This window comes from Oleiagrimonas sp., assembly GCF_027858935.1.
GTDB lineage: Bacteria > Pseudomonadota > Gammaproteobacteria > Xanthomonadales > Rhodanobacteraceae > Oleiagrimonas.
This window is the reverse complement of record NZ_JAQIBU010000205.1, coordinates 1-11,723: the sequence shown is the minus strand read 5'-3', so window position 1 is coordinate 11,723 and position 11,723 is coordinate 1. Positions and strand designations below refer to the sequence as shown.

General features: G+C 63.9%; 10 protein-coding genes. 4 read left to right on the top strand and 6 right to left on the bottom strand.

All coding sequences use genetic code 11. The features are described from left to right. Positions 1–139: hypothetical protein (locus PF446_RS07545; protein WP_298070743.1), on the bottom strand; the 139-nt coding region annotated here is incomplete at its 3' end. A gap of 490 nt (positions 140–629) precedes the next feature. Beyond that, complete coding sequence (locus tag PF446_RS07540; protein ID WP_298070741.1) at positions 630–1,835, bottom strand: DUF3667 domain-containing protein; 1,206 nt, start codon at positions 1,833–1,835, stop codon at positions 630–632. Between the two features lie 213 nt (positions 1,836–2,048). Here PF446_RS07540 and PF446_RS07535 point away from each other — a divergent pair, with 213 nt between their 5' ends. Next, complete coding sequence (locus PF446_RS07535) at positions 2,049–3,464, top strand: MATE family efflux transporter (RefSeq protein WP_298070740.1); 1,416 nt, start codon at positions 2,049–2,051, stop codon at positions 3,462–3,464. Between the two features lie 66 nt (positions 3,465–3,530). Next, positions 3,531–5,384 carry a signal peptide peptidase SppA gene (gene sppA, locus PF446_RS07530; protein ID WP_298070739.1) on the top strand — a complete coding sequence of 618 codons (1,854 nt, stop codon included), beginning with the start codon at positions 3,531–3,533 and terminating at the stop codon, positions 5,382–5,384. Positions 5,385–5,494: 110 nt separating this feature from the next. On the opposite strand, the gene PF446_RS07525 is transcribed toward sppA, so the two are convergent. Then, the gene (locus PF446_RS07525) at positions 5,495–5,740 is read right to left on the bottom strand and encodes a hypothetical protein (protein WP_298070737.1); all 246 of its coding nucleotides are present in this window, start codon (positions 5,738–5,740) and stop codon (positions 5,495–5,497) included. A gap of 170 nt (positions 5,741–5,910) precedes the next feature. Here PF446_RS07525 and PF446_RS07520 point away from each other — a divergent pair, with 170 nt between their 5' ends. Both PF446_RS07520 and PF446_RS07515 read left to right on the top strand, forming a co-directional pair. Next, positions 5,911–6,693 (top strand): SDR family oxidoreductase, encoded by a 783-nt coding sequence (locus PF446_RS07520; protein WP_298070736.1) that lies wholly within the window; start codon positions 5,911–5,913, stop codon positions 6,691–6,693. A 187-nt stretch (positions 6,694–6,880) separates the two neighbouring features. Then, positions 6,881–7,387 (top strand): methylated-DNA--[protein]-cysteine S-methyltransferase, encoded by a 507-nt coding sequence (locus PF446_RS07515; protein WP_298070734.1) that lies wholly within the window; start codon positions 6,881–6,883, stop codon positions 7,385–7,387. A 9-nt stretch (positions 7,388–7,396) separates the two neighbouring features. Here the strand turns inward: PF446_RS07515 and PF446_RS07510 are convergent, their stop codons facing one another. The 3 genes from PF446_RS07510 to PF446_RS07500 form a co-directional block, all read right to left on the bottom strand. After that, positions 7,397–8,107, bottom strand: coding sequence for a DUF4124 domain-containing protein (locus PF446_RS07510; protein ID WP_298070733.1), 711 nt, complete (start codon positions 8,105–8,107; stop codon positions 7,397–7,399). 77 nt (positions 8,108–8,184) lie between these two features. Next, complete coding sequence (locus tag PF446_RS07505) at positions 8,185–9,129, bottom strand: DegV family protein (RefSeq protein ID WP_298070731.1); 945 nt, start codon at positions 9,127–9,129, stop codon at positions 8,185–8,187. A gap of 120 nt (positions 9,130–9,249) precedes the next feature. Continuing rightward, on the bottom strand, positions 9,250–11,667 hold the full coding sequence (locus PF446_RS07500; protein WP_298070730.1) for an acyl-CoA dehydrogenase: 2,418 nt from the start codon (positions 11,665–11,667) through the stop codon (positions 9,250–9,252). Between the last annotated feature and the right edge of the window lie 56 nt (positions 11,668–11,723).

Here is an 11,723-nt window from a genome sequence, read left to right as displayed (position 1 = left end):
CCACGATGCCCACGCGTTTGCCACGACCAAAGGGCACCAGCACGCGTGCACCGGCTTCCGCCACCGGTCCTTCCGGAGGCAGGTAGTCAAACAGGCGCGGCAAGGGGACCGGCAGGGCGATGCGCACGATGGCGGGCATGCAACGAAGTGTAGCCGGGGATCGCGTTGTACGTACCTGGCAAAGGGTCCCGCGGCCTGTATGGATCTACACGGTACAGTTCACACTTTTCTTCGGAATGGGTGCTAAGTAACCGTAGCCATGTAGTTTTCACGGTTATCCACAAAACATGTGGATAAGTCTGTGGACGCAGACGGGATCATTGCCTCTGGCCCGCATGACGGCTGCCCTTCCACGGATTGGTGACTCTTTAATCAATCTTAAATTGTTCTTGAATAACAACAAGTTGAATTCAAGCCATGGGGCGGGTCCGCGGATGTTCCCGTACTTTTCAAGCCCTTGCGCCGGAACCCGGTGCACTGTGCACAACCTTGAGCCGACCACAAACCAAATGCCTGCCCTGACAGGTTTTTCATCCGACTTGCCCGGCACCTGAAGGGGTCCGATCCGGGCCCCTTCGGACAATGCCAGTCGATACAAGGCTTTGGCGGACACCGGTGCGGGACCGTGATCAGGCGGCCAGTCCGATCAGGGCCGCGGAGGCGACCGCGAACGACATCAAGATGCTGTAGCACAGGCCCACGAAGGCGTATTTGAGCAGCGTGGTGAACCAGCCCTGTGCGTAGACGCGTTTTTGCATGAGCAGGAGATACAGGGGCAGCCAGGCCCAGATCGCCAGCTGCAACCAGCCCGTTGCAGGACCGGCCCATGCCGGCAGGGCAAGCCGGCCCAGGCCGACCAGCGCCGAAAGCATCAAGGTCATGAAGATGAAGGCGTGGCTGTACAGCGCCACCATCAGGTGCTCGATGTACAGCCGTCGCTGGAACAGGTAGACGACCTTGAGCAGAATCGCAAAAACTGGCAGCAGCACGAACAGGGCCTGCGGCAATACCGAAAGGGTTTCGGCCAGGAATCGCCGCAAGGCCGCGTTGCGTGTCTGGACCTGGCCCAATCGCATCGTCCGGAAGTTGGCGCGCGCACGCTGGAAGCCGGTCTCGATGCGTTCGTTGATGAAGCCCGGCAACCAGGAGACCGGCGTGAAGGTCAGGATGCCGGACTTCTTTCTGGAAACGCTGGCTTGTGTACCCGCCGCGGCGCCGGTCACAGCAACCGCACCACCGGGGCGAAGCGCTGCATCAATAGATGCGGTGCCCTTGCCCGCAGGCTCTGCCGGCGTGGCGCTTCGCGCCTGCACGGACTGCTCCTGGTTGATGCGGCCGTTCGCTTCCAGGGCATTTCGCGCCTCGGGCGTGTTGCCGGGTTGCTTGCGTTCTTGCGCGATACGCTGCTGCGCGCGATCCAGATCGGCCTGGACCTGGGCTGCAGTCTGGGTACCGGCATCGCCGAGCCTGATGTTGACCATGTTGCGGTCGAGATTCAGCTTGAGCTGGATCAGCAGGAAAGCCAGCACGCTGAGCAGGAACATCAGGCGGAAAGGCGGGATGTAGCGCGCACGGCGACCGGCGAAGTACTCACAGGCCAGCAAGCCCGGGCGCAGGTACAGCGCCGGAAGCGTATGCATGATGCGGCCGTCGAGGTTGAAGGCGAGGTCCAGAACATCCTCGGCCAGCGCCGGAAGATGCTTGAGCACATGCCGGGTCGGTTGACCGCAGGCATGGCAGTAGGGGCCCTTGAGTTCGACCCCGCAGTTGGCGCAGGTCGGCGGCGCGGACGGTTGCGAAGATGCGGGTTCCAGGTTTTTAAGCGGTTCGGCCATGCCAGACATGCTCGAATCGATATGTCGCGATCATCGCACAGCTTGACGGTACATTAGACCTGTCCCTGTACAATCACCGGTCGATCCGAACCCGGCCGGAAGCATCCGGATCGACACGCACGTGTCATCGCTGCAGGCAGCGGCGTGACGCCGGGGAACGAGCCGTCTGAATCAAGTCTGCCGGCCGTGGCAGGTACACACCAGAGTTTTTCGATGCACACGCAAGGCGGGTTATTCCAGCGTATCGATCGGGTTCGCGTGGTGCGCGAGCTCGGCACCACGCTGCGCCTGGCTATGCCATTGATCGCAGCGCAACTGGCGGCGGTGGGCACCAACGTGGTCGATGCGTTGCTCTCGGGACATCTGGGGCCGCATGTGCAGGCGGCGGTCACCACGGGAGCGGGCATCTGGACACTGGCGATCCTGATGGGAATCGGCACCATGTTGGCGGTCCCGCCAACGATAGCCCAACTGGATGGGGCAGACCGTAGCGCGGAGATCGGCGCGGTATTTCGCCAGGCGCTCTGGATCGGATTGATCCTTGGCCTTGCACTGTTTTTTCTGGTGCATCACGCCGAGGTTCTGTTGGCGTGGGTCGGAGTGGTGCCGGACTTGCGTGCAGATGTGACCCGGTTCCTTCACGCGATTGCATGGGGTGCGCCGGCGATGACCGTCTACTTCGCGATGCGCGGTTTGTCCGAGGGGCTTTCACTGCCGCGGCCGTCAATGTACTTCAGCCTCGCCGGTTTGGCGTTGCTGGCACCGCTGGGCTATGTGCTGATGTACGGGCGCCTTGGATTTCCCGCGTTGGGTGCGCGCGGCAGCGGTATGGCCACCGCGATTGTGCTTTGGTGCGAGATGCTGGGTTTTGCCGTGTACATGCTTCGCCATGCGAACTACCGTGGGCTGAATCTGATGCAACGCTTCGATCCGCCGAACCTTCGGATCATGGGTGAGTTGCTGCATCTGGGCATGCCGATGGCGTTTACGCTGCTGATGGAAGGGGGCCTGTTCGTGGCCGTGGCCCTGGCCATTGCGACCATGGGCGAGACCGTGACCGCCGCGCACCAGATTGCTTTGAATGTGTCTTCGGTGGCGTTCATGGTGCCGCTCGGGCTGGCCATGGCCATCACCATCCGTGTCGGACACGCGGCCGGTCGCGCGGATGAGCGGGCGGTCCGCTATGCGGCACTCAGCGGGGTCGGGCTGACCCTGTTCACCCAGTTGGTCTCTTCGGGATTGATGCTGGGGATCCCGACCCTGATCGCTTCGCTTTACAGCAACGATCCGGCGGTGATCGCCATGGCGGCGCAATTGATGGTGCTGGCCGGGTTGTTCCAGTTTTCCGACGGTATCCAGGTGGCGTCCAACGGTGCACTGCGTGGGCTCAAGGATACCCGGGTGCCCATGCTGATCACCGCCTTTGCCTATTGGGGCCTGGGCATGCCGGTGGGCTGGTGGTTGGCGTTTCGCCATGGTTGGGGTGCACGCGGGATGTGGACCGGCCTGATCGTGGGGCTGAGCGTGGCAGCGATCCTGCTCTTCACCCGCCTGATGCGCACACTGGCCAGCGGCGGCTGGCGGCGGGACTTGCCCAGCCGCAGCGAGTCCATGCGCAATCTGACCTGACCTTAGGCAGATGACCGGTACGAAGCAACCCGCTAGGCTTGAGGCTGTTTTCGTAGGGACGCGCCCATGCCCGAACGTACTCGCAACGGTTTCCTTGCCTTCATCGCATTGATCTTCCGCGGAATCAACCTGTTCCGCCTGGTGGTCCTCAACCTGGTCTTCTTCCTGCTGCTGCTGTGGCTGATCCTGCTGGCTGGCGATCATCCCGTGAACATCCGCAAGCAGACCGTACTGGTGCTGCATCCACAGGGGCAGCTGGTCGAACAGTCCAGCCTCGATCCCCTGCAGCGTGCATTGAACGGCATGTCGGGGCAATCATCCGACCAGGTGCAGGTGCGCGACCTGATCTCGGCCATCAATCACGCGCGAACCGACAAGCGTATCAGCCGCATCCTGCTGCTTCCGGGTGATCTGAGCGCCGGTGGCTTTGCAGCGCTGCGGGAAGTCGGCGCGGCGATGGACCGGTTTCGCGCCAGCGGCAAGACCATTGATGTATGGGCCCCGGACATGGATCGCAGCCAGTACTACCTGGCAGCACATGGCAGTCATGTGCTGCTGGATCCGATGGGCGGCCTGATGATCACCGGCTTGTCCAGCTACCGCCTGTTCTACAAGGACCTGTTCGACCGTATCGGCGTGAACGTGCACCTGTTCCGCGTCGGTCAGTACAAGTCGGCGGACGAACCGTACGTGCTCGACCAGGCCTCGCAGGCCTCCAAGACGGCCGATGCCTACTGGATGGGTGGCCTGTGGAACCAGTGGCTGGACGACGTGGCCAGCCAGCGCAAGCTGCAGCCCAAACAGTTGCGCAAGATCGTGGACAGCGTGCCCGATCGTCTGGCCAGCACAGGCGGTGACATCGCCCGCCTGGCGCTCGACGATCACCTGGTCGATGGCCTGGCGACCCGCCAGCAAGTGCTGACCATGCTGCGCAAACAGGGCGTGCCCCCGGGCAACGAGGGGCATGGAATCCGCCAGATCGACATGCAGCAGTACCTCAAGGCCGTGAGTGGACCGACACCGCCGATGCGCGAAAGTGTGGCCGTGGTGGTGGCCCAGGGCGATATCGTGGGCGGCAATCAGGGGCCGGGCCGGATCGGTGGCGGGTCCACTTCAGCGCTGCTGCGCAAGGCCCGTCAGGACAAGCACATCAAGGCGGTGGTGCTGCGTGTGGATTCGCCCGGAGGCGAGGTCTATGCGGCCGAGCGTATCCGTCGCCAGGTCCAATTGCTGCGCAAGTCCGGCAAGCCGGTGGTGGTCTCGATGGGTGACGTGGCCGCCAGTGGCGGTTACTGGATCTCCATGGATGCCGATCGCATCTATGCCGAACCCAACACCATCACCGGGTCCATCGGGATCTTCGGCTTGGTCTACAACGTGCCCGACCTGCTCAGCAAGCTGAGCGTGCACAGCGATGGCGTGGCCGTGGGTCCGCTGGCCGACGCCAGAGACATCACGCGTCCGCTGGATCCGCAACTGGCCACCTTGATGCAGGCCCGCATCGAGAAGGGTTATCGTGATTTCGTCGGTGGTGTGGCCAAGGCGCGCGGCATGACCTATGCGCAGGTGGATGCGATTGCACAGGGCCGCGTGTGGACCGGTCGCCAGGCGCTCAAACGCGGTCTGGTCGACCAGCTGGGCGGTCTTCGCGATGCGGTTGCCTACGCGGGCAAGAAGGCTGGCCTGGGCCCGAATCCCAGTGTGCGCTATCTTGAGCAACATGGCACCAACGCCTTTCAGCGCCTGCTATTGAATTTCAGTGACAGTGCCGCCGCACAGGTGCTTGCTCACGTCGGGCTGCGGGTGCCGCGCTGGCTGGCACCGATGATGCGCGCCAGTGGTCCCGAGTTGCATCTGTTGCAGATGGCCAAGCCGGGCAAGCTCAACGTCTATGCCGATTGCCTGTGCACGCCGCACTGAGCCGACATGGGCTGTGAGTCCCTTTCCGCGATGAGCGGAAAGGGACCCGTCCGGTGTTCGCTCGCCGGCCCCGCAGCTCATGCCTTGCATCGGCACAAGGGACTGCCACATCACTGCTGGGCTTCTTTCAGCGCTTTGCGTTCGGCCGCGTCATGTGCGTTGATGGACTGCTGAACGGCCTTGGCCCGGTCGCGGTCCTTGAGCATCGGCGCAAACGGATTGGAGGCCGGGATCGCGGTGGATGCGGAGGCCGCCTGCGGCTTGGCCTGGTCGGCGGCATCCGGTGCCGGAGCATGCGAGCAGGCGCCGAGCAGCATGGCGAGGATGACGAAGGCGGCTGTTCTGGTTGGGGACATTGGGATACCTTGATCCTGTGATGGCGACGGCATCGCTCGGGGCCTGGGCCACGAGTCTCTCTCGCCCGCGCACAGGCGGCAAGCGTGCGTTGTAGGATGCAGCGCAAGACCGTGCATCCGTTCCACCCATGCCACGGCCGTGCATCATCCATCTGATCCAAGGAGCCTGCATGCATCCGCGACTTTCCAGTTGGCACCTGGGCGCAGAAACGGCCCTGGTCACGGGTGCCAGCAAGGGCATCGGCCTGGCCTGCGCGCGGGAACTGGCCGTGCTGGGTGCCGACCTGCTGCTGGTGGCGCGTGACAGGGACTACCTGGAACAGGTGCGCGAGGAGTTGTCCGAGGAGTGTCCCGAGGTCGAGGTGCGCTGCTTTGCCGCCGATCTTGCCGTTCGCGAAGAGCGTCTGGACGTGTTCGACTGGATCGCCGACTTGCGCGTGCCGCTCTCGATCCTGGTCAACAACGTCGGCGGCAACATCATCAAGCCGGCGCTGGAGTACAGCGAAGAGGAACTGCACCTGTTGTTCGAGCAGAACCTGTTCAGCGCCTTCGACATGTGCCGCCTGGCCCATCCCCATCTGGTACCGCACGGCAACGCCGCCATCGTCAATATCGGTTCGGTCTCGGGTGTAACCCATGTACGCACCGGCGCGCCCTACGGCATGAGCAAGGCGGCCCTGCACCAGATGACGCGCAACCTTGCCTGCGAATGGGCCGACGATGGCATCCGCGTGAACGCGGTGGCCCCGTGGTACATCCGCACCCAGCGTTCGGAAGCGGCGCTGGCCGATCCGGATTATCTGGACGAGGTGCTCGAACACACTCCGATGCAGCGTATCGGTGAGCCGGAGGAAGTGGCCGCGGCGGTGGCCTTCCTGTGCCTGCCTGCGGCCAGCTACATCAGCGGGGAACTGGTCGCCGTGGACGGTGGATTCCTGCGCTATGGGTTCTAGGTGGTATCGGGAAGCTTGGGCAGGGAGGATCGAAAACGCTGCATTCCGGGTACCCATGGCGCTACGCTGGCGGCCATGCTTGCGCCTGTCCAGGCCAACAGTCGCCCGCCCGCGCCCGTGGACAGGCAAGCAGGTCCACTGACGTCCACGCCGCGCCATCTCCTTGGCCACCGGAGCCATCAAGCCCATGGAATACTATGACCACCTTGAAACACCGATCGGCCGTCTTGCCCTGGTGGCCAACGCGCAGGGCGCACTGGTGCGGGTGCAACTTGCGCTAACGGTCCGACCGCAGCCGGATACGCGAGTCCTGCGACATGCGCCCGACCACCTGGCCGCGATCCATGCCCAGTTCAGTGAATGGTTCAACGGCCACCGGATCGAGTTCGAACTGCCGCTGGCAGCGCCCGGCACGTCCTTCCAGCAGGCCGTATGGTCAGCACTGCGCGAGATCGGCTATGGCCGGACGGCCAGTTATGCGGAAATCGCGCGTCGCATCGGTCGTCCCCAGGCCGTGCGCGCGGTGGGCGCGGCCAATGGCGCCAATCCGCTGCCGATCGTGGTGCCGTGCCATCGGGTGATCGGCGCCAATGGCAGCCTCACCGGCTATGCCGGTGGTCTCGAGGCCAAGCGCTGGTTGCTGCGGCACGAGGCGGATCACGCGCCTGCGATCAGCGCGAGCAGCGTCTCCTGAGTCGAACGCTCACGGACGGCAGGCAGCCTGTTCCTTGCGCAGGCGGGCAGCCTTTTCTTCCATCGGCGGCCGGTCGCTGCGGAAGGACTTGTCGATCTTCGTTTCCAGTTGCTGCAGCTGATTCCCCAGGGCCTCGCAGATCTCTCGAGGGCTGAGTGGACGGCAGCGGTCCTGGACCCGGGTGTAGTTGCTGGTCACCAGCCCTTGGGTGATGCGACCGTGCGCCAGTTGCGGATCGGAGGCTGCGCGACGGGCAGCGTCCTTGCCGCCGTAGGTCTGTGCCAGCGGGGTCTGGAAGGCGCCGAGCATGCCCAGCGGAGCCAGGTAGGACGCAGGATGGCCGTTGCGACTGACATACACCTTGCCGTTGACAGCGTTCACGCAGTCGTAGAGTTGCGGCAGAGTGCGCAGCGTGCGCAGCGGAGTGACCTGTGGGGGCGGCGCGGATTTCGCCGGCGTCGGTTGCGCTGCTGCGATGGTCGAGCGTGGCGCAGCCGGTGCGGTTGCAACTGTGGCCGGGGGTGAGACGTGCAACACCATCACCTTTTGCCTGGCAGTGCGCGCACAGGGGGTGTCCTGATAGCTGAGGCTGCCGTTTGTGCCCGTGCATTTGTACACGGTCTGCGCGCTCGTCGAGGTGGCCACCAGCAGCAATAGCACAAACATCCAGTCACGCCGGGGCAGCGCAGCAGAAGGCAGGGTGGGCTTGGTCGCGTTCATGGCTGTAGCCTGGATCCATGCGCAGCACGGGTGCCGCAGTCTGCTGTATAGCACGCGGTCCTGGCTCCCGACCGGATTCAGAACTGCGCTTCGTACGGGTCGCTGGCGAATCCGGCACTCAGCGCGCCTTGTCCGGTATTGGCCATGCCGGTGATGCTCATGGGACTTTCCAGCACATCAATGCCGTGATCGGCGCAGGTCTGTCGCAGGGTGTCGTACCCGGGCAGGTTGCGCATGACGTCCAGGTCACCACCGTAACTCAGGGTAACAGCGGGGACCAGCAGGCCGTCTCGCACCCGTTCGCCGATGTGTTTGAAAAGGGACTCCGTGGCGCCTTCGAAGCCCCGCATCTTTGCCATCGGTTCGGTCTGTCCGCGCCAGCCGCGCAGGATCGGCTTGATGTCCAGCGCCGAGCCCAGCGTGGCGCCGAACAGGCTGATGCTGCGGTCACCTCGCTTGCGCGCGCGCTGGCGCAGGTAATTGAGATCGCGCGGAATCAGAAAACCATGGGCGTTGTGTGCGATGTGTTCCAGGCGTTCGCGCATGTGCCCCGGACTCTCGCCGGACTGGATCAGGCGCACCCCCTCGAGCACAGTGATCGAGGCGCCGGCAAACAGCGTCTGGGTATCGATCACCCGCATCAGGAACGGGCCGGGGATATCGGCCTGCTGACGGATCGGACGGTAGCTCTTGAGGATCGAGAAACTGGCTTTGCTGACGTTTGCATGCACCGGACTGCGGGTGGCCGTAATGGTCAGGCAGAACACGCAGTCGAAGTCGATCACCAGGCGATCCAGGAACAGCTGTACGACATCTTCCGACGAATAGGGCGTGGTCTCCGCGCCATGGCTCTTGCTGCCCATGCCCGAGTCGATGAATCGTTTGGTCTCGGCCGGATCGTGCTGGTCGGCAAAGGACTCCCCTTCCACGTTGACCATGATCGGAAGCACCGTGATGTTGTGCTTGTGCACGTAATCCAGTGGCAGGTCGCAGGTGGCATCCATGACTAGACCGATACGCATGTGTACTCTCCCGAAGCCTTATGCATGCAGCTTTGGATGGAAAACTATCACGTTCGCGAGCATTTCAGCGCAAGTTAGGTGTTGCCGGATGCGAAACAATCAACGTGCGGCATCCTGCGTTCAGCGCAATGTCCGGTAGGTCTCGGCGTCGAATACATCCACCTGTACCACCTCGTTGCGGGCCTCGCGGGCCTCGTCCATCCACTCGTATTCCTGTTCGCTGATGACGCCGACCTGAAGTGCCATGTCGTCGAGCATGTAGCCCGGGGCCCGCTCCAGCACGCCGGAACGCACCGCGTCGCGGATCTTGGTTTCCACAGGGATTGCTCGCACGGCCTTGTCCAGCGCGGCCTCCAGCGTGCCCAGACCGGTCTCGTCCGGACCGGGTACAAAGATGTCGGCGGTCAGATCCAGGCGCGCTTCGCGATCTTCGAGGATGGTGCGCGCCACACGTTGCCCGAGCCGATCCGAAGGTGGCCGGAAGCGGGCCCCGAACGGGAACACCACACACCGTGCCAGGATCCGGGCGGGTCTCGAGGGAAGGTTCTCGATCACGCCGACCAGAGCCTCCTGAGCGCGATACAGTGCCGTGGCCAGGCTCCAGCTTGCCAGGTCGTAGTGACTGGCCAGTTTGGCGTTGTCCTGGTAGCGCTTGAGCACGGCGGCGGCGATGTACTGCCAGGCCAGGGCATCGGCCAGGCGGCCGGAAATCTTCTCGCGACGCTTCAGTGCGCCACCCAGGGTCATCATCGACAGGTCCGAGACGAAGGCGAACGCAGCGGACATGCGCGAAAGGTGCTGGACCTGTCGTTTGAGGTCACCCTCCGGCACACCGGCCAGACGGCTGCCGCTGACGGCCAATGCAAACGATCGCATCGCCCGCGTGGCCACGAAGTTGACGTAGCCGAACACGGCCTTGTCCATCAGTGACGTGTCGTTTTTTCCCGCCGCATCGATCAGCTTGTGCACGAACGGGTGACAGCGGATCGCGCCTTGCCCATAGATGATCATCGAACGGGTGAGGATATTGGCGCCTTCCACCGTGATCCCGACAGGCACCGCCATCCACATGCGCGAGAGCAGGTTGCGTGGTCCGCGCTGGATGGCCGCACCGGCGCGGATGTCCATGGCGTCGGCCACGACTTCGCGCATGCCCTCGGTGAGGTAGGCCTTGGCAATCGATCCCAGGACCGCGGGTCGTTCACCGGCGTCCAGTGCACCGCATGTGAGGGTGCGCGTGGCGCTCATCAGATAGGTCATTCCGGCAATGCGCGCCAGCGGTTCCTCGATGCCCTCGAATCGTCCGATGGGGGTGTCGAACTGTTCGCGGACCGAGGCGTAGGCGCCGCAGATGCGGGTGGACATCTGTGCTGCGCCGATCGCCAGCGCCGGCAGCGAGATCGAGCGCCCCGCGGCCAGTGACTCCATCAGCATGCGCCAGCCATGACCGATCTGTTCGCGACCGCCGATGATGCTGTCCAGCGGCACGAACACGTCGGTGCCGGTGATCGGTCCGTTGTTGAACGGGACGCCCATCGGGTCATGGTGATCCCCGATCTCGATGCCGGGCAGGTCACTGTGGATCAACGCGCAGGTGATGCCCAGATCCTCGTTTTCGCCGAGCAGGCCGTGCGGGTCCTTCAGCCGGAAAGCCAGGCCGATCAGCGTGGCCACCGGTGCCAGTGTGATGTATCGCTTGTTCCAGGTCAGGCGCATGCCCAGCACCTGTTCGCCCTGCCACATGCCGTGCTCGACGATGCCGTGCGATTGAGTGGCGGCGGCGTCGGAGCCAGCCTCGGGGCCGGTCAGGGCGAAGCAGGGAATCTCGCTCCCGTCGGCCAGACGTGGCAGATACTCGTTCTTCTGCGCCTCGGTGCCGTAGTGCAGCAACAACTCTCCGGGTCCCAGCGAGTTGGGCACCATCACCGTGACCGCAGCGGCGATGGAGCGACTGGCGATGCGCGTGACCACGCGCGAGTGGCCGATCTCGGAAAAGCCCAGGCCGCCGAATTGCTCGGGAATGATCATGCCGAAGAAACGCTCGCGCCTGAGGTAGTCCCATACCGCCTCGGGCATGCCGCGCTCCTGCTCGATCTGCCAGTCGTCGAGCATCCGGCAAAGGGTGTCCACCTGCTCGTCCAGGAAGGCCTGCTCACGGGGACTGAGCGGCTGGCATTCGAACTCGGCCAGGCGCTTCCAGTTCGGTATGCCGGAGAAGATCTCGCCATCCCACCACACCGTTCCGGCCTCCAGAGCGGTGCGCTCGGTATCGCCCATGCGCGGCAGCACCTGCTGCACCACCGGCATCATCGCGCGGGCGAACAGCAAGCGGCGCAAGGGTGCAAAGCCGGTGACCACAGCCAGAGCGACCGCGAGGATCAGCAGGATGCTGAAAGTGATCGGCGAACCCACGCCGAGCGCAATCCACGTCGCGAAAAGGATCGCCACGGCCGCACACCATGCCTGCCAGCCTCGTCCCCCTATCGCGAGAGCGAACAATGCCGCGATGGCAAGGATGATTCCGACGACGATCAGCATGGCAGCCTCCTTCAGTCCTTTTGATCATTGTGCCGGGCGTGCACGCGTGCTGCCAA